At 74.8% G+C, this 17,060-nt stretch carries 15 protein-coding genes, 1 tRNA gene and 1 pseudogene; 5 read left to right on the plus strand and 12 right to left on the minus strand.

Annotated elements, in window-relative coordinates; genetic code table 11:
- Positions 1 to 181 precede the first annotated feature (181 nt).
- From AC067J_RS03905 to AC067J_RS03920, 4 genes and pseudogenes are all read right to left on the minus strand, one after another.
- A pseudogene (locus AC067J_RS03905) lies at positions 182 to 1,348 on the minus strand (IS701 family transposase); the annotation flags it as partial.
- Between the two features lie 371 nt (positions 1,349 to 1,719).
- Entirely contained in the window at positions 1,720 to 2,355 is a 636-nt protein-coding gene (locus tag AC067J_RS03910) for a TetR family transcriptional regulator (RefSeq protein WP_478296387.1), read from the minus strand.
- Between the two features lie 170 nt (positions 2,356 to 2,525).
- Positions 2,526 to 3,689 (minus strand): NAD-dependent epimerase/dehydratase family protein, encoded by a 1,164-nt coding sequence (locus AC067J_RS03915; RefSeq protein WP_478296388.1) that lies wholly within the window; start codon positions 3,687 to 3,689, stop codon positions 2,526 to 2,528.
- Positions 3,686 to 4,312, minus strand: coding sequence for a ScbR family autoregulator-binding transcription factor (locus tag AC067J_RS03920; protein ID WP_478296389.1), 627 nt, complete (start codon positions 4,310 to 4,312; stop codon positions 3,686 to 3,688). Before AC067J_RS03920 ends, AC067J_RS03915 begins: the two co-directional genes overlap by 4 nt.
- A gap of 123 nt (positions 4,313 to 4,435) precedes the next feature.
- On the opposite strand from AC067J_RS03920, the gene AC067J_RS03925 reads away from it, so the two are divergent.
- Positions 4,436 to 5,512, plus strand: coding sequence for a ScbA/BarX family gamma-butyrolactone biosynthesis protein (locus tag AC067J_RS03925; RefSeq protein ID WP_478296390.1), 1,077 nt, complete (start codon positions 4,436 to 4,438; stop codon positions 5,510 to 5,512).
- A 169-nt stretch (positions 5,513 to 5,681) separates the two neighbouring features.
- Here AC067J_RS03925 and AC067J_RS03930 read toward each other — a convergent pair whose 3' ends face one another.
- Positions 5,682 to 7,022 (minus strand): MFS transporter, encoded by a 1,341-nt coding sequence (locus tag AC067J_RS03930; RefSeq protein ID WP_478296391.1) that lies wholly within the window; start codon positions 7,020 to 7,022, stop codon positions 5,682 to 5,684.
- A 312-nt stretch (positions 7,023 to 7,334) separates the two neighbouring features.
- On the opposite strand from AC067J_RS03930, the gene AC067J_RS03935 reads away from it, so the two are divergent.
- Positions 7,335 to 8,225 (plus strand): LysR family transcriptional regulator, encoded by an 891-nt coding sequence (locus AC067J_RS03935; protein ID WP_478296392.1) that lies wholly within the window; start codon positions 7,335 to 7,337, stop codon positions 8,223 to 8,225.
- A gap of 54 nt (positions 8,226 to 8,279) precedes the next feature.
- On the opposite strand, the gene AC067J_RS03940 is transcribed toward AC067J_RS03935, so the two are convergent.
- Positions 8,280 to 9,278: a LuxR C-terminal-related transcriptional regulator gene (locus tag AC067J_RS03940; protein WP_478296393.1), complete on the minus strand. Its 999-nt coding sequence runs from the start codon at positions 9,276 to 9,278 to the stop codon at positions 8,280 to 8,282.
- A gap of 163 nt (positions 9,279 to 9,441) precedes the next feature.
- Between AC067J_RS03940 and AC067J_RS03945 the strand changes: the two genes are divergently transcribed.
- Together AC067J_RS03945 and AC067J_RS03950 are read left to right on the plus strand one after the other, a co-directional pair.
- Positions 9,442 to 9,729, plus strand: a complete 288-nt coding sequence (locus AC067J_RS03945) for a hypothetical protein (protein ID WP_478296394.1) — start codon at positions 9,442 to 9,444, stop codon at positions 9,727 to 9,729.
- A 297-nt stretch (positions 9,730 to 10,026) separates the two neighbouring features.
- Positions 10,027 to 10,278 (plus strand): hypothetical protein, encoded by a 252-nt coding sequence (locus AC067J_RS03950; RefSeq protein WP_478296395.1) that lies wholly within the window; start codon positions 10,027 to 10,029, stop codon positions 10,276 to 10,278.
- Between the two features lie 51 nt (positions 10,279 to 10,329).
- Here the strand turns inward: AC067J_RS03950 and AC067J_RS03955 are convergent, their stop codons facing one another.
- The 5 genes from AC067J_RS03955 to AC067J_RS03975 all read right to left on the minus strand — a co-directional run bounded on the left by AC067J_RS03955 (position 10,330) and on the right by AC067J_RS03975 (position 13,679).
- On the minus strand, positions 10,330 to 10,896 hold the full coding sequence (locus tag AC067J_RS03955; RefSeq protein ID WP_478296396.1) for a DUF5994 family protein: 567 nt from the start codon (positions 10,894 to 10,896) through the stop codon (positions 10,330 to 10,332).
- 431 nt (positions 10,897 to 11,327) lie between these two features.
- Positions 11,328 to 11,401: transfer RNA gene (locus tag AC067J_RS03960), tRNA-Pro, on the minus strand.
- A 100-nt stretch (positions 11,402 to 11,501) separates the two neighbouring features.
- Positions 11,502 to 12,446, minus strand: coding sequence for a metallophosphoesterase (locus tag AC067J_RS03965; RefSeq protein ID WP_478296397.1), 945 nt, complete (start codon positions 12,444 to 12,446; stop codon positions 11,502 to 11,504).
- Positions 12,447 to 12,529: 83 nt separating this feature from the next.
- Positions 12,530 to 12,907, minus strand: a complete 378-nt coding sequence (locus AC067J_RS03970; RefSeq protein ID WP_478296921.1) for an SRPBCC family protein — start codon at positions 12,905 to 12,907, stop codon at positions 12,530 to 12,532.
- A gap of 124 nt (positions 12,908 to 13,031) precedes the next feature.
- A complete protein-coding gene (locus tag AC067J_RS03975) occupies positions 13,032 to 13,679 on the minus strand; it encodes a CGNR zinc finger domain-containing protein (RefSeq protein WP_478296398.1) in 648 nt (215 codons plus the stop codon).
- A gap of 187 nt (positions 13,680 to 13,866) precedes the next feature.
- Here AC067J_RS03975 and AC067J_RS03980 point away from each other — a divergent pair, with 187 nt between their 5' ends.
- Complete coding sequence (locus AC067J_RS03980; RefSeq protein ID WP_478296399.1) at positions 13,867 to 14,322, plus strand: GatB/YqeY domain-containing protein; 456 nt, start codon at positions 13,867 to 13,869, stop codon at positions 14,320 to 14,322.
- 246 nt (positions 14,323 to 14,568) lie between these two features.
- Here the strand turns inward: AC067J_RS03980 and AC067J_RS03985 are convergent, their stop codons facing one another.
- A complete protein-coding gene (locus tag AC067J_RS03985) occupies positions 14,569 to 16,926 on the minus strand; it encodes a transglycosylase domain-containing protein (protein ID WP_478296400.1) in 2,358 nt (785 codons plus the stop codon).
- Between the last annotated feature and the right edge of the window lie 134 nt (positions 16,927 to 17,060).

Below are 17,060 nucleotides of genomic sequence, written 5' to 3' on the forward strand. Positions count from 1 at the left end.
GAATTCTCGGCGGTGCCGCCGATTCCGGTCAATCCGGTTCGGACGTGTTCGGCAAGTCGTGCCGGGCGGTCCGCTAGGCGGAATTCCGGAGGTTCTCCTCGCCGGTGCGACCGCCGATCCGGGCGTCGATTCGGCCGCCGATCCGGGCGTCGATCCGGGCGTCGGCCGGCGCACCGGTCAGGGCGCCGGTCAGGGTGCGGGCACCGCGTTCCCCGGCCGGCTCCGCCAGGTCGCGGCCGAGCGAGTACGCGGCCGAGACCAGCGTCATGTGGTGGTGCCAGCCGGTGTACGAGCGGCCGGAGAAGTCGAGCAGCCCGAAGTCGGCGCCGAGCCGGTCCACCGCGGTCCGGGTGGTCGTCGCGGTGCCGAGCAGGGTGAGCACGGCCGGGGCGTCCTCGGCCAGGTTGGTGAGCCAGTACCGCCGGGGCCCGCCGGGTCCGCCGCCGTGCGCCCAGAGCCGGTGCACCGGCCCGCCCGCCGCGCCCGGTGCGCCGGGCGGGCCCGGCAGCAGGACGGGCGCGCCGCGCAGCACCGGCTGCGGGGCCCCCGGCGTCCGCGGCCGTCGGCGCGGGAACAGCGCCTCGGCCGGCATGGTGCTCTGCTGCACCCGCCCGTGGCGTCCGGTGGTGGCCTGGAGCACCGGCCGGACGGCCTGGTTGGGCCGGACCTCCAGGACGTACGGGACGGAACGGCGGGCGAGTGCGGCGGCCAGCCGGACCGGGTCGTCGACCACGGTGAGGTCGGCGACCAGCGGGGCCACCGGCCGGTGGGCGGCGAGCCGGTCGACCATCTCGACCAGCAACTCGCCCACCGGGCGCGGGGCGGCGGTCTCCGGGATCCGGGCACGGGCCCGCCGGTCCGGGTCGGCCGTCCACTCCGGGTCGAGCAGCAGGGACCAGTCCACCGGGACGGCGTCCCGGTCGGTGGCGACGAACAGTCCGGGTGCGGCCTGGCACTTGATGGTGCGTCCGGCCTCCTGGACGAACCGGCGGTGGACGCCCACCGCCTGGTCGCCGCGCTTGGGGATGACCGCCAGGGTGGCGGTCCAGGCGCGGACCGGCCGGTCCCCGGCGGCGAGGCCGGCGAGCACGCGGCGGGCCGGGCGCCAGTCCCAGGGGCTGCCGTTGATGAACTGCTGGAGCGAGAGCGAGGCGGTGGCCGCCGCGGACCCGGTCGACAGGCTCGCGGCCATGTTCGACAGCGTCTTGCGGCCGGGCGCGGCCAGCAGTCCGTGCAGGTAGGCCCGGGCCCAGCGGCGCTGGTCTATCCGGGCGAGGTGGGCGAAGACCTGCTCGGCGAACCGGGAGACCGCGGCTTCGCCGGCAGGTGAGAAGGGTTGCGCGTCCATGTGAGCTCCCCGGGATCGTGAGGTGCCGTGAGGTGCCGTCCTCAAAAGAATAGCGAACGATCGCTTTGTTTTTGAGTCCCCGGTGGGCGCTGGGCCGGTTTTGGCAAGTCCGCGCCCCTCGTCCGGGGCGCCGTCCGCGGCTCCGCCCGCCCACGCGAAACCGCCCGCACCGGCGTCAGGCTGCCGGTACGGGCGGTGGGTTGAGGCGCGGGCGGTGGGTCGGACGGCGCCTGCGGCGCGGGGCGCCGCCGGGCGCACCGTCGAGAACGCGCCAGGCGGGGCGCCGTGCCCGGCGTCGAGAACGCGTCAGGCGGGGCCGCCGTGCGAGCGGCCGAGGGCGGGACGGCCGGTCCCGCCCGGGGTGGGCCGTGTCAGGCCGCCCCGCCGGGCGCCGGCGGCCCCGCCACCGCGCGCCGCCAGAGCCGTCGCAGCCGCTGACGGGTCTCCTCCTCGGAGGCCGGAACACCTCCGCCCAGGCTGACGACGCCGCGCCGCAGCGCCTCCGCGCCCACCACCAGGCAGTGCGCCAGCGTCTCCAGATCGAGGGTGTCGAGGGTGTCGAGGTCCCCGGACCCCGCTGCGGCCTGCTGCCCGGCGCCGGTCCGCTCCCGGGCCAGCCGGTCGCGCAGGTCGGGGCTCCAGCCCGCGTGCCAGTTGCCGGCCGATTCCGGCTGCTCCCAGGTCAGCCGGGCCGCGGCGCGGACGCTCGACTCCTCCTGGAGCAGCCGGGTCAGCGTGTCCGTCAGCTCCGCCACGTCCCCTGAGCGGGGCGGCGCCTGCCCCGAACCGGCCTCCACCGCCGCCCTGGTGAGCGCGGCCGCGTCCGCCCGGACCGCGTCGGCCAGGGCCGCCTTGGACGGGAAGTGGAAGGTCAGCGCCCCCATGGTGACGCCGGCGGCCTGGCTGACGCGGGCCAGCGAGGTGCCCGCGTAGCCGTGCTCGTCGAACTCGGCGGCGGCGGCCCGGAGCAGTGCCCGGTGGGTCTGCTGGGCCCGTTCCTGTTTCATCGCCCACCGCCCGCCCGGGTGAGTGGGCCTGGGCGTGCGTGCGGTCCGGACGGTGCCGCGGGGGCGGTCTGAGGGTGAGGGGTGACGAACCACATGGGTGGGCGTGGCTCCTTCGAGGCGGTCGGGACGGTCGGATGACCGGTGTGTGGCGGTCCGATGACGTTCCGACGCTAAGCCCCGGATGGGCGCATACGCACGGATTCCGCCGCATCCCCCCGCAGCTTTGGCATCTCCTTCGCAAAACTCGTCGGCGCCGGGAACGTCGGCCCCGCCGGAGGGTTCGCCGCGAGGTGCGCGCGGTACCAGGGTGCGGCGGCGGCGAGCCGTTCCAGCGGTCCCGGCCCCGGGTCGGTGGCGGTCAGCCGCCAGATCTCCTCGCTGCGGTACCAGTGGTGGCGGGCCATCAGGTCGAACTGCCGCTCGCCGTACATCCCGGGCGTCCGGCGGAGTTCGGCGGTGCAGCGGTCCCACGGCCAGTCGGCGGAGGGCGCCGGGGGGAGCACCCCGTGGTGGGCGAGTGCCGCCAGCAGGCCGCCGATGGCGACCGGTCGGGGGTGCCCGGCGTGGTACACCCCGGGTGCCGGGACGGGGAGCGGCTCCGGGGCGAGCGCCAGCGCGGCGACCAGCCGGGCCAGGTCGGTCACCGCGACCAGCGAGAGCAGCGCCCCGCCGCCGTCCCAGCGGGCCGGGACCCGCCGCAGCAGCTCGGCCAGGCAGGGCACCACCCAGCGGTCCCCGGCGCCCAGCACCAGCGGCGCTCGCAGCACCACCGCCCCGGCGTCCAGCGCGGCCCGCTCGCCGGTCAGCCTGGTCCGGCTGGCGGCCGAGACGGGGGCCGGCGCCACCCCGTCCACGTCGAGGTCCCGGTGCGGCCCGGCGCCGTACACCGCCGAGGTCGAGAGGTGGACGATCCGCCCGACGCCGGCCCGTCCGGCCTCCGCGAGCAGCTCCCGGGTGCCGTGCACGTTGACGGCGGCGCAGGCCTCGTCCGGGCCGGCGACCAGTGAGGCGAGGTGGACCAGGACGTCGGCGCCGTCGGCCGCGCCGCGCAGCGTCGGGGGGTCGGCGAGGTCCCCCGCCACCCGGACCGTCCCGGCCGGCGCGGCGGACCGGGTGAGGGCCCTTACCTCGCCGAGTCCCGGCGTCGCGCGCAGTGCCGCCAGTACGGCGGAGCCGATGAACCCGCCGGCCCCGGTCAGCAGGACGGTCGGTCCGGCGGAGCCGTCCGCCGCCGCGCCGCTTCCGGCCGTCCCGTCTCCGGCCGTCCCGCTCACCGCCGTCCCGCTCGCCGCCGTCCCGCTCGCCGCCGGGCCGCTCCCCGCCGCCCGGCTCATGCCCGCTGCCCGTGCTCCGTGAGGTACGCCCGCAGGTCCGCGACCACCGGCGCGGGCGCCATGCCCGGCAGCAGGTACCACCAGAGCTGGATGATCCGCTGCGGCAGGTCGGCGCGGCCGGTGCGCAGGTGCGACATGATCTGCGACCCGGTGTACGCCGCGACCAGCACCTGGGCGAGCTCCTCGATGTCGACGTCGTCGAGCAGTTCGCCGCTCAGCCGGGCGGCCTCCAGCTCGGCGCGGAACTGCTCGGCCCACATCTCGTACGGGCTGAAGTCGCGCAGTCCGAGCTGTCCCTGCTCGACGGCGAGCGTCACGCCGGCGCGCAGCAGCACGTTGTCCTGCAGCTCGTCGGCGAGGTAGAGGTTGAGCCCGATGAGCTGGCGCAGGCCGGTCGGCTGGCCGGGCAGGTCGAGGTCGGAGGCCTGCTCGTCGATGACCGCCTTGGCGAGGTCCTCCTTGGACTTGAAGTGGAAGTACATCGCGCCCTGGGTGGTGCCGGCCTGGTTGATGATCTTGCTGACGCTGGACCCGCTGAAGCCGTACTCGTCGAAGATCTGGGCGGCGGCGCGCAGGATCGTGTCCCGGGTGCGAACGGCTCGGTCCTGCTTGGCTCTTGCCACGAGTAGCTCCAAACGCCTCGACAAACAAAAAGAACGACCTCTATGTTATTCGCCATGGAGCCCGGCGTACACACCGGAGCACCGACTTTCACCTGCCTGTGGCCACTCTGGGGGAGTGCATCCATGTTTCGCACAGACCACAGCACCACCATGACCAGCACCGTCGCCGCCACCGTCGCCGCGACCGCCACCGCGGTGGCGACCGCCTCCGCGTCCGCCGCGGAGCCCGCCGCACCCGGGGCCGGCCCGACCGCGGTCCCCAAGGAGCACGTCCACAAGCACGCGGCCGACGAAGTGCTGCTGACCGGCTGGGAGCGGATCGCCGAGGACTCCTACCGGATCTCCGCCCGGTGGCCGCGCGACCACCGCACCTACGGCGCCCGCAACGGGTACCACGACCCGATGCTGCTGGTGGAGACGGTCCGGCAGACCTTCCCGCTGCTCTCGCACGTCGCCTTCGAGGTCCCGATGGGACACCACCTGATCTGGGACCACTTCAGCTACGCGCTGATCCCCGGGGGCCTGCGCGCCGGCGCCCGCGACGCGGTACCGGCGCAGCGCGGCAGCGAGCGCGCCGTCGGCCGGGGCCACGGCTACGACGAGGTCCAGGTCGACGCCGTCTGCCAGGACCTCGTCCGCCGCGGCAACCGGGTGGTCGCCCTCACGCTGGCCTACGTGGTCACCCGGGACGGCGAGCCGATCGCCACCGCGCAGACCCGCTTCACCGTCCAGACCCCGGCGATCTACCAGCGCCTGCGGGCCGGCCGGGGCGACGCCCGGGAGATGATGGCGCGCGCCGTGCCGCTGGCCCCGCCCATCCCGGTCGCCCGGGCCGGCCGCGCCCTCCCGCGCGAGGTCGCGCTCTCCGCGACCGACCGGGCCCGGCGCTGGCAGCTGCGGGTCGACACCAACCACCCGGTCCACTTCGACCACCCGGTCGACCACGCGCCCGGCTCCCTGCTGCTCGACGCCGCCCGCCAGGCCGCGCAGGCGCTCAGCCACCCGGCACCGGTGGCGGCCGTCGCGATGGAGTGCGACTTCACCCGCTACGTCGAGCTGGACGAGCCCTGCACGGTGGAGGTGACCCAGCTGCCGCGCGACCCGGCCCGCCGCGACCGCGCCGGCGTGATCCTGCAGCAGGGGAACGGCGCGCCGTCGTGCTCGATCATCGTCACGGTCGCCCCGCTGCCGACCGACTGACGTCCCGCCCCGCCCGGCCCCCACCGGGACGGAACCCGCCGCACCCCTCCGGCGCCCCCCGCTCCACCGCACCGCACCCCCACGCCTTCGAGGGCCCGCCGGTTCCGCGCCGGCGGGCCCTCGAAGGCAGCGGTCCCCCGAGGGCGCCGCCCCGCCGTCCCCGCCGCCGCTACCGAGCCCGGCGGACGAGCAGCAGCCCGGCCAGCGCGCAGCCCGCCGCCGGCAGCAGCAGTGCCGCCCCCGCCGCCGCACCCCCGACGTCCCCCTCCACCCCGACGAAGGCCCCCATCACGGCCACCCCGAGCGTCGCACCCACCTGCCGGACGGCGTTCAACAGCCCGCCCGCGGCACCCGCACCGCCCTCCGGCGCCGCGGACACCACGGCCGTCACCAGCGCCGGCAGCGCGAACGACACCCCGAACCCGGCACAGAGCAGCCCCACCGCCAGCAGCGGGTACGGCGTCCCGGCCGCCACCGCGGCCCCGGTGACCAGGCAGCCCGCCGTCAGCAGCACCAGCCCGCCCACGGTCGGCCGCCACGGCCCGACCCGGGCGACGATCCGCCCGGTCAGCAGCGGGTTGAAGCCCGGCGGCAGGGTCATCGGCAGGAACGCGGCCCCGGCGGCCGCCGGCGACAGGTGCAGGTCGTCCCGCAGCAGCAGGGGCAGCACGAAGAGCAGCCCCAGCATGGCGAAGTTCACCGCCGCCCCCGCCGCCAGCACCGACCGCATTCCGGGCGCCCGCAGCAGCGCCGACTGCAACACCGGTGCCGGGCTGCGCCGTTCACGCCGGACGAAGGCCGCCCCGGCCACCAGCGCGGCCCCGGCCGACCAGCCGGCCCGCGCCCAGGCGCCCGAACCGGCCTCGATCAGGACGTCGGTGGCGAGCGCCAGCACCGCACAGGCCGCCAGCTGCGCCCACCAGTCGATCCGCCGCTCGCCGCGAGGGCAGTGCACCACCCGCCCGGCGGTGAGCGCCAGCACCAGCACGGTCAGCGGCACGTTCGCCCAGAACACCGCCCGCCAGCCGCCCAGGCCGACCAGGAGCCCGCCGACGACCGGCCCGAAGGCCATCGCGCAGCCGCTGACCGCCGCCCAGACCGCGATCGCCCGGGCCCGTTCGGCGACGTCGGGGTAGAGCCGGGTGATCATCGCCATGCCGGCCGGTACCGCGGCCGCGGCCGCGATCCCCAGGACCGCGCGCAGCACCACCAGCGCCGTCAGGCCCGGTGCCAGCGCACTCAGCGCCGAACCGGCGCCGAACGCCGCGATGCCGTACCGGAACGCGCGGTGGGCGCCGTACCGGTCGGCGAGCGCGCCGCCCGACAGCAGCAGCGCGCCGAACGCCACGCTGTACCCGGTGACCACCCACTGCAGCCCGGCCGTCGAACTCCCCAGCGAATCGGCGAGATCGGGCTCGGCCACCGCCAGCACGGTGGTGTCGAGCAGCACCGCGAAGTAGCCGAGGGCGAGTCCGGACAGTGCCCGTCCCCGCCCCCGCGGCCGGCCCACGGCGGACGGCCCTCCGGCGGCGGGTGCAGGCGCGGCTCCAGACGCAGGTACAGGTACAGGCACGGGCGGAGTGGCGGGCACGGGCACGGACACGGAGCGGCTCCGGCGGTATCGGGGGTGAGGTGTCGTCAACCATCCGCCCCCGCCGCCCCACCGCTCCACCGCCGCGACCGCAGACCCCGTTCGGGAAGCCCGAACGCTCCCGCCGTACGCTGGACCGCTGTACGCCGCCGCACCCCGCCGGGCGCCGCCGCACCCCGCCGGGCGCCGCCGCACCCCGCCGGGCGGCGACCGGGAGTCGAGGGGGACCGGGTGGAACTCAGGCAACTGCGCACCTTCGAAGCGGTCGTGGTCCACCACACCGTCACCGACGCCGCGGTGGCCCTCGGCCTCGCACCGTCCTCCGTCTCCGAGCAGCTCCGCACCCTGGAACGCTCCCTGGGCACCGCCCTGTTCGAGCGCACGCCGCGCGGCATGACGCCCACCCCGGCCGGCCACCGCCTGCTGCCCTGGGCCCGCCGGCTGCTGGACCAGGCCGAACAGGCCCGCCGCGAGGTGGCCGCCGCCCGCCCGGAGCTGCGGCTCGGAGCCCTGGAGACCGTCGCCGCCACCCACGCTCCCCGGGTGCTGGCCCGGCTCGCCGAACGCCGCCCCGACCTGGACGTCTCGCTGCACACCGACGCGGCCCGGGACGGCCTCCTGGGCGCGGTCGCCGCCGGCGGGCTGGAGGCGGCGATGATCCTGGACACCGCCGGCCCGCTCGGCGAACTCGGCTTCGACCTGCCGCCGGTCCGGCTGGACCACCTCGACCTGGAGGACGTCCCCCTCGCCCTGGTCGCCGCGCCCGGCCACCCGCTGGGCGGTGCGTCCGCCCTGCACCGAGCCGACCTGAACGGCCGTCGCCTGCTGGTGAACGCCCCGGCCTGCTCGTTCCGGCTCGCCGGGGACCAGCTCTTCGGTCCGGGCGTCGACCGGGTGCAGACCGGCGGGGTGGCGGTGACCCGCGCGTGCGCGGAGCGCGGCCTGGGCATGGCGCTGCTGCCCGAGTTCGCCGTGCGGGAGCAGCTGGCCGCCGGGTCGCTGGTCAGGCTGCGGCTGGCGTCGCCACTGCGCCCGCTGCACCTGCGGCTGGTCTGGCGGGCGGACCGGGAGGCGGTCCCCGGTATCCGCGAGGTCCTGTACGCGGCGGCGCACCCGGCCTGACGGGGCCGGCGGGCCGGGTCGCTCCCCGGCCTGCGGCGTCCGCGGGGCGCGCGCTCAGGGCCGTCGGCTCGGCAGCCACCCCATCTGGACCGCACGCACTCCGGCCTCGAACCGGCTCCGGGCGCCGAGGCGTTCCATCAGGTCCGTCGCCAGCCGGCGGGCGGTGCGCGGGGACACCCCGAGCCGCTTGCCGATCGCGTCGTCGGTGTGGCCCTCCGCGAGGAGCCCGATCGCCGTGGCCTCCTGCGGGCTGAGTCCGTGGGAGTCCCGGCCGGCGTCCGTGCCGATGGGCTGCGCGCCGGCCCAGATGTTCTCGAACAGCGCGCACAGCGCCAGGAGCGTGCCCTGTCCGGTCAGCACGACGGCGCCGGCCGCGGTGTCGTCACCGCTGACCGGGATGACCGCGGTGCTGCGGTCCACCAGGATCATCCGGGTGGGCAGCGCGGGAACGGTTCGGACCTGGCCGCCCTGCTCCGCGAGCCAGTTGACGTACTCCACGGTGTGCGGACTGTTGCGGACGCTGTCCAGGTACACCGTCCGCATCCGGATGCCGCGGTCCAGCAGGTCCTGGTCGAGCGGCCTGGCCGCCGCGATGTGTTCCGGCCGCTGGCCGCCGTCCGGGGCGAAGGTCATGACCTCCTCCCGCACGTCCCGGGTGAGCACCGCCAGCCGGTCGCGGATCCGGTCGAGGCCGACCAGTTGCTCGACCCCCGGCTGGGCGGCCCGGGGCCGCAGGTCGGCGTATTCGGCGATCAGCTGCGCGGCGACGGCCCGGGACGCCTCGATCCGCAGCTGCTGGGCCGCCAACTGCGCCTGCTGGTGGGCGATCAGGAGTTCCATCCCGATGTCGGGCGAGACCGCGCGGAGCTGTCCGGTGTGCTCGGCCGACGGCTGCAGCAGCGCGAGCTCGCTCAGGGTGTCCAGGGCGGACCGGACCGCACTCTCGGGCAGCGCCAGACGTTCGGCCAGGGCGGCGACCCCTGCACGGGGGTCGGACAGCATGGCCCGGTAGACCGCCTCCGACGTAGCGTCCAGGCCGAGCGTCGTGAGCACCCTTCGCCTCCCCCGATGACGAACCCGAACACCGATGCTTCGTAATCGTCGCACGTGGTCTTCACCGCTGAACAGGCTGCACCCCTGGACGGTTCCGGCCACGGCCCGAAGAGTCCAGGTTGGCTCCCTATACGCGATTTGGTCGGTTCGGCACGCTAGGAGCATGCATCTGGTCCACATCGCCCTGCACCGGCCCGGCGGCGGCGAACTCCCGGCCGACACCCTCGCCTCGCTGTGGGCCGCCGTGAGTCCCGGCGACCGCGTCGAGCACATCGCCGTCCACCCGCGCCGGGCGGCGCACCCGGTGGTCGGCGTCTACCTCCTCACCGACAGCCTGGAGGCCGCCGAAGCGGGAGCCGAACGCTTCTGCCGACGCGCCCTCACCGGCTCCCCGACCCTGGCAGGCTGGCAGGTACTGTCCGCCGCCGCCCCACTCCTGGGCCCCTTCTAGAAGCGGCCCCCGGCCCCCGGCCCCCGGCCCCCGGCCCCGCCCCTCGCCCGCCCTCGCCCGTCCCCGGGCCCACGGCGCCGCGGGGCGTCGGACGGCCGCCGACGAGTGCGCCACCCCGGCGGCCTCCACCGGCGACGACCGTCGCCCCGCGCCAGCGCGGCCGGGCCCCTCGTACCGCCCCGACCTCGCGGGCGTGGGGCCTTGGACCCACCGCTGCCGCGACGCCCCCGGTCGCCGTAGGCCGCTCGGGCCCTTACGGTCTGTCCTGGGGTCGGAGCGTCGCCACAGGAGGCCGGGATGCCGCACTACCGATGGGTCCTGGAGACCCAGGACGACGACGGCCGCTGGTCCCGTCACGACGGCGGCTCCACCCCTGACCCCCTGGAGTACGACGGGCCGCCCCGGCGGGCGGCCAACCACCTGCGGGACGTGTTCGTCCGCACGCTCTCCCAGCCCGCTCCCGGCCCCCGGGCGGTCCGGATCCGCCTCTGGGACGGGCCCGAGCCGACCGGCGAGCCCCAGGCGGAGACCGAGTGGTCACGCGAGTGACGCACCCGGCTGCGGAGATCCGGCCCCCGGCCGGTGCCGGCCGGGGCGTGGTCAGGCCGGAGCCGGCCAGGAGGCGGCCCGGCCCCGGGCGAGGTCCGCACGCCTGCCGGCCTCGTCGGTACCCTCGGCGGGCGCGACGGCCGAGGGCAGGAAGGCGGATGCCTCGCCACCGCGACCCTTGTCCGCGGCGAGCAGGTCGGTCGCGGTCCGGGTGTCGGCCGGGTCGGTGGCCTCGGACATCAGCCGGGCGGCGTCGACGGCGTTCGTCTCCGGGGGGACGATCAGCAGGTTCAGTCGGCGCGGGGCGTAGGAGAACACCGCGATCGTGTGCTCGTCCTGTTCGGTGGTGAACCAGCCCGCGTGGACGGTGTGTCCGGTGACCGGGATGCGCGAGGGGATGACGGGCCACTGCGCGGGGTTCACGGTGATCCGGGTGATCCGGCCCCACCGCTCGTCGATCTCGGTGGCCAGGGAGGGGAGTTCGAGGAGAAGATCACGCGAGCGGGGCCACCAGGCTCCGTCCAGGCGTCCCGCCCGCGCGCCGACGGGCGCGAGGGAGAGGCGCGCGGTGGATTCCGGGGTGGCGGGCGTCGTCGCACGGTCGAAGGTCGTGGTCATGATCAAGGGCCTGTCCCCGGGCCCGACCCGCGAGAGCGGGTCCGGTGTTGCCGTTCGCCGGAGACGACGCCAGTGTCCGGTGCCGGCATGCGAAGTGCCTTCGGTGATGTCCAGGCTACTCTCGGTCCGGCCCGAACCCGGCATGGTCGCCAGGACCACGTCCGCCGCCCGGCCACGACCCGCCCGCAGGCCCTCACGCAGCGCACCTCCGCAGACCACGGCCGTGGCTCCCCCGGAAGCCGCCGACGCGCCGTCAGTCACCCGGACACCTTCGTCCGACCGGGAGCACGCCGACCCATGGTCAGGCCGGGCAATCCACAGGGCGGCTGGACCTCCCACGGGCGAAGCCCGCCGACAGCTACGGCAGTTGCCGCTCGGGCACGCACGACAGAGGCCCTGCCGGATCTCTCCGGCAGGGCCTCTGCATTGGGTCGGGGTGGCGGGATTTGAACCCACGGCCTCTTCGTCCCGAACGAAGCGCGCTACCAAGCTGCGCCACACCCCGGTCTTGCGGTTTGTCGCTCCGTCTCCTTCGCGACGAGTAGAACTCTACCGGACGCTCGCCGAGAGACGAAATCCGGTTCTCGGCGAGCGTCCGGGGCGGGTCAGCGGGGGGCGGGGGTGAGGGTGAGGAGAGTGGCCTCGGGCGGGCAGGCGAAGCGGACGGGGGTGTAGCGGTTGGTGCCGCAGCCCGCCGAGACGTGGAGGTAGGAGCGGCTGCCGCCGGCCTGGTGGGTGGAGAGGCCCTTGACCCGCTTGGCGTCGAGGTCGCAGTTGGTGACCAGGGCGCCGTAGAAGGGGATGCAGAGCTGGCCGCCGTGGGTGTGGCCGGCCAGGATCAGCGGGTAGCGGTCGGCGGCGAAGGCGTCGAGGACGCGCAGGTAGGGGGCGTGCACGACGGCGAGCGAGAGGTCGGCGTCGGGGGAGGGGCCGCCGGTGACCGCGCTGTAGCGGTCGCGGCGGATGTGCGGGTCGTCCAGGCCGGTGAACTCCAGGTCGAGCCCGCCGACGGTGAGCCGGCCCCGGGCGTTGGTGAGGTCGAGCCAGCCGGCCGCGTCGAAGCCGTCGCGCAGCTTCTCCCAGGGGTTGTGGACGGCGCCGGAGATTCCGCGTCCGGCGCTGCCGTCGGGGTTGTTCATGCCGTGGACGCCGCTGCGCATGGCCTGGAGGTACCGGGCCGGGTTCTTCCGGGCGGGGCCGTAGTAGTCGTTCGACCCGAAGACGTAGACGCCGGGGAAGTCCATGAGCGGCCCGAGCGCGTCGAGCGTCGCGGGGACGCCGAGCGGGTCGGAGAGGTTGTCGCCGGTGTTCACCACCAGGTCGGGGCGGAGCCCGGCGAGGCTCTGGAGCCAGCGCTGCTTCTTGCCCTGTCCGCTCACCATGTGGATGTCGGAGACCTGCAGTACCCGGATGGGGCGGGCGCCTCGGGGGAGGACCGGAATCTCGACCCGGCGGAGGCGGAAGGAACGGACCTCGTACCCAACGGAGTAGGCGAGGCAGGCGGCGCCGGTGGCGGCGATTCCGAGGGGGACGGAGTACAGCGGTCGCATCGGTCCATGCTCTCAGACGGCGGATCAGCGGGTGAACGGCCGGTGGGCGCAGGGGGACACGCGGGTGCGGCTGGCCGGGTGTCTCAGCGGTCGGCCGGTGCGAGCCCGGCGGACACCGCGTCCAGCACGGACCGCCAGTGCTCGCGCTGCCGGGCGCGTTCCTCGGCGTCGTCGAGCCGCTCCTGGTGGAAGCGCAGGACGGTGCCGCCGCGGCTCGGGGTGACGGTGAGCTGCACGGTGGTCGTCCCGGCCCGTCCGGCGGGCTGCCAGGTGAGGCGGATCCGCGAGCCGGGGTGGAGGCTGCGCAGTTCGCCGCGGGAGCCGTCGGCGGCGGTGACGACGCCGCCCGCACGGTCGGCGAGGCGGGCGCCGGGGCCGAGCCAGAGCGCGGTGCCCTCGGGCGAGGCGAGCAGGGCCCAGACGGCTTCGGGCGGGTGGGGCAGGGTGCGGGAGACGCCGATCTCCCAGCCGGCGTCCCGGGTGAGCCCGACGGGGCGGCCGGGCGGGTCGGCGGGGCCCGGCGAGTCGGGCGGGCCGGGTCGGCCGGGTCGGTCGGCGGGGGTCGGGGGCTCGGTGTTCACGGGGTCACTCCTCGGTCTGTTCGCGGCGGGCCCGCAGGGCCCGGACCTTGTGCCGGTTGCCGCACCGTTCCATCGAGCACCAGCGCCGCCGTCCGGGCCGCGAGGTGTCGACGAAGACCAGGTAGCAGTTGTGGCCGCCGCACTCGCGGATCCGTTCCGCGTACGGGCCCGTGAGCAGGGCGATCGCGTCGCGCGCGATGGTCGAGGCGAGCTGGTCGCCGTCGCCGGGCAGTGGCGGGGCGGCGGTGCCGTCCGGGGCGATCTGCGGGACGAGCGGGAGCAGGGCGGCGGCCCGGTTGAGCACGGCGTGGTCGTCGGCGGGACCGGCGGGACCGGCCGTGTGAGCCGCGTCGAGCAGCCCGGGCGCGCCGCCGTGTGCGCGGGCGGCGGTGAGGCGCCAGAGGGCGTCCCGCAGGCCGCGGATCCCGGCCAGCTGCTCCTCGCTGACCCGGACGGCGTCGGCCGGCAGCCCCAGTCGGGACTGCCCGAGCCACCCGGCGAGGTCCGCCGGGCGGTGCAGTGCCTCGTAGCGGGCGTACGGGCCCGGTCCGCCGGTGGCGAGCAGTTCCAGGCAGAGCGCGCCGGGGTCGAAGCGGTACGGGGCCCCTTCGGAGGGGTGCAGGACCAGCCCGGGGGCTCGCTCGTCGACCATGTAACCACTATAAGGAGTTACTCGGTGTGGGGGAAGCCGTGGGAGGCGGTAGGGGAAGCGGCGGGTGCAGCGGTCCACCCGGCGGGAGGGATCCCGGCGGGCGCGAAGGACCCCGTCCGTCCGACGGCCCGACGGTCCGCCGCTTAATGCCGGGCAGCGGAACGCAGCAGGTGAAAGACTCGGGGCCATGACGACGCTCAAGGCGCAGCTGCAGGAGGACCTCACGGCTGCCATCAGGGACCGGGACGAGCTGCGCTCGTCCACCATCCGGCTCACGCTCTCCGCGGTCACCAGCGAGGAGGTGGCGGGCAAGGAGAAGCGGGAGCTCTCCGACGCCGAGGTGCTGAAGGTGATCGGCCGGGAGGCGAAGAAGCGCCGGGAGGCCGCCGAGGCGTTCGACACCGCGGGCCGGACCGAGCAGGCCGCTCGGGAGCGGGTCGAGGGGGAGGTGCTGGCCGGCTACCTGCCCAAGCAGCTCTCCGACGAGGAACTGGCGGCGATCGTCGCCGCCGCCGTCGCCGAGAGCGGGGCGACCGGGCCGCAGGGCATGGGCGCCGTGATGAAGCTGGTGAAGCCGAAGGTCGACGGGCTGGCCGAGGGCGGGCGGGTCGCCGCCGTGGTGAAGGCCGCGCTCACCGGCTGAGAGCCCGGGAGACCGCACACCGGGGCCGCACACCGCGGACTCCGAGGGCTCCAAGGACTCCGAGGACTTCAAGAACTCCGCGGACTCCGAAGTCTCCGAGGGCGGGCCCGGACGCCGGGACGGCCGGCATCCGTCCCGGCGGCAGGACGGGGCCGTAGGAAAAGGGGTGCCCCCGAGCCACTGGCTCGGGGGCACCCCTTCGCGTCGTGCGGGCCGTTCGGTCGGCGGTGTCCGCCGGCCGTTCGGTCAGCGGTGCCCGCCGCCGTTCCCGTTGCCGTTCCCGCCACCGTTTCCGCCGCCGCCGATGATGCCCGGCGGAAGGGTGATCCCGCCGCCGATCAGGCCGCCGGCGTTGGTGCCGCCGCCGTCGGTGTTGGGGGCCGGCGGGACCGGCGGCGGGTTGCCGCCCGGGTTGGGGTTGCCGGTGGCGGGCGGGGTGGCCGGCGGGGTGGCGTTCGGGTCGATCTTGGGCGCCGGGTCCGGGATGTTGATGGTCGGCAGGGTCTCCATGGGAGCGCCGCGCATGGCCTGGTTCATCGCCATCTGCCAGATCGGGCCGGGCCCGGTGGCGCCGAAGACGCCGTCGGAGCCGTAGTAGGTGTCGCCGATCTTGATGTTCTTCATCTTCACGCCGCCGGCCGGGCCGCCGAGCCAGACGGCGGTGGCGAGCTGCGGGGTGTAGCCGCTGAACCAGGCGGCCTTCTTCTCGTCGGTGGTACCGGTCTTGCCGGCGATCTGGCGGCCGCCTTCGAGGGCGAGGGAGGCGCCGGTGCCCTTCTCGGTCACGTTGAGCAGGACGGCGTTGAGGGCGTCCGCGGTCTCCTGCGAGTAGGCCTGGCTGCAGGTCGTCTGCGGGACCTTGACGTCCTTGCCGTCCACCGTGGTGATCTTGTTGATCGCGATGGGGGTGCAGTACTTGCCGCGCGCGGCGAAGGTCGCGTAGACGTTCGCCATGGTCAGCGGGGAGAGCTCCAGGGTGCCGAGGACCATCGACGGGACCTCGACGAACGGGTCGCCCTTGGCGGTCTGGCTGATGCCGAGCTTGTTGGCCATCTGCTTCATCGCGCAGAGGCCGACCTTCTGCTCCATCTGCACGAAGTAGGTGTTGACCGACAGGGCCATGGCCTGCTTCAGCTCGTACGGGCCGACCTCGCTGGGCGACTCGTTGCCGACGCTGCGCTCCTTGCCCTTGGCGGTGTTCTTCCAGGTGCCCGAGCAGGTGGACATCGAGGGGTACTCGATCTTGTTCTCGGACGGGAACTCCTGGGTCGGGGACATCCCCGACTCCAGTGCGGCCGCGGCCAGGACCGGCTTGAACGTCGAACCGGTCTGGAAGCCGTTGCCGCCGCCCATCGCCGCGTCGACGTTGAGGTTGACGACGGTCTGGTTCTTGTTCGGGTCCAGGCCGTACGGGCGGGTCTGGGCCATTCCCAGGATCTTGCCGGTGCCGGGCTCCATCATGGTGGCGGCGGCCGAGACCGGGTCGGTGACCTTGACCTTGGAGGTCACCGCGTTCTGGGCGGCGGCCTGCTTGTCCGGGTCGAGGGTGGTGTAGATGTTCAGACCGCCCTGGTCCCAGAACTTCTTCCGGTCGGCGGCGTTCTTGCCGAAGACCGGGTCCTGCTTGACCACGTGCCGGACGTAGTCGCAGAAGAAGCCCATGCCCGCCTGGGCGGTGATGCAGCCGTTCTGCGGGTCCTTGAACTTCAGGCCCAGCGGGGCGGCCTTGGCCTCCTTGGCCTGGTCCGCGGTGATGTGCTTGTTCTCGAGCATCTTGTCGATCACGACGTTGCGCCGCTTGACCGTGTTCTCGGGGAAGCGCACCGGGTCGTACTGCGAGGGGTTCTGCACCACGCCGGCCAGGGTGGCGGCCTCGGCGATGGTCAGGTCCTTGTTGTTCTTGCTGAAGTACCGCTGGGAGGCGGCCTCCACGCCGTAGGCCTGGTGGCCGTAGAACGTGATGTTGAGGTAGTTGGTGAGGATCTGGTCCTTCGTCAGGTCCTCTTCCAGCTTGATCGCGACCTTCAGCTCCTGGATCTTGCGACCCAGGGTCTTGCGCTGGGCCTCCAGGACGGCCGCCTGGTCGTCGCCGGCCTTCTCGACGTTGACGTTCTTCACGTACTGCTGGGTCAGCGTCGAGGCGCCCTGGGAGGCGGTGCCGCTCTCGGCGTTCTTGCTGATCGCGCGGAGCACGCCCTTGAGGTCGACGGCGCCGTGCTCGTAGAAGCGGGCGTCCTCGATGTCGACCTGGGCCTGCCGCATGTACGGCGACATCTGGTCCGCGGCGATGACGGTGCGGTCGCGCTCGTAGACCTTGGCGATCAGCCCGCCCTTGGCGTCGTAGATCTGGGTCGCCTGCGAGAGCGGGGGGGTCTTGAAGTCGTCGGGGATGTTGGAGAAGCCCTCCGCCGTGTTCTTGGCGGTGAGGCCGAGCGCGCCGACGGCGGGCAGGGCCATGCCGGCCAGCAGGACTCCGGAGAGCACGCTGACCCCCAGGAACTTCACTCCGTGTCCCGCGTACTCCAGCGGTGACCCGCGGCGCTTGCCGCGCGGAGCTCCGGGGTTGCCTGGGGGCTGGGGTGCCTGGGGGCGCTTCGGTGCCATGGGGAGAACCCTACGTTGCCGATTCCCGCACACCGGGGCAGGTGTTCGCCTAGGCTTGTCACAAGCTTGCGACAGCTTCGCTCTGTCAGCATCGATCACTCTTGTGAGTGATGAGAATTGCCCGAATTGCCCGT

The organism is Kitasatospora sp. NPDC042419 (assembly GCF_056437345.1).

What these genes read in the sequence shown, in the direction of transcription:
- AC067J_RS03950 (WP_478296395.1), top strand. Translation starts at nt 10,027, where the DNA reads ATGCCGCACTACCGATGGGTCCTGGAGACCCAGGACGACGACGGCCGC.
- AC067J_RS03945 (WP_478296394.1), top strand. Translation starts at nt 9,442, where the DNA reads ATGCATCTGGTCCACATCGCCCTGCACCGGCCCGGCGGCGGCGAACTC.
- AC067J_RS03975 (WP_478296398.1), bottom strand. Translation starts at nt 13,679, where the DNA reads ATGGTCGACGAGCGAGCCCCCGGGCTGGTCCTGCACCCCTCCGAAGGG.
- AC067J_RS03985 (WP_478296400.1), bottom strand. Translation starts at nt 16,926, where the DNA reads ATGGCACCGAAGCGCCCCCAGGCACCCCAGCCCCCAGGCAACCCCGGA.
- AC067J_RS03910 (WP_478296387.1), bottom strand. Translation starts at nt 2,355, where the DNA reads ATGAAACAGGAACGGGCCCAGCAGACCCACCGGGCACTGCTCCGGGCC.
- AC067J_RS03955 (WP_478296396.1), bottom strand. Translation starts at nt 10,896, where the DNA reads ATGACCACGACCTTCGACCGTGCGACGACGCCCGCCACCCCGGAATCC.
- AC067J_RS03980 (WP_478296399.1), top strand. Translation starts at nt 13,867, where the DNA reads ATGACGACGCTCAAGGCGCAGCTGCAGGAGGACCTCACGGCTGCCATC.
- AC067J_RS03965 (WP_478296397.1), bottom strand. Translation starts at nt 12,446, where the DNA reads ATGCGACCGCTGTACTCCGTCCCCCTCGGAATCGCCGCCACCGGCGCC.
- AC067J_RS03915 (WP_478296388.1), bottom strand. Translation starts at nt 3,689, where the DNA reads ATGAGCCGGGCGGCGGGGAGCGGCCCGGCGGCGAGCGGGACGGCGGCG.
- AC067J_RS03925 (WP_478296390.1), top strand. Translation starts at nt 4,436, where the DNA reads ATGTTTCGCACAGACCACAGCACCACCATGACCAGCACCGTCGCCGCC.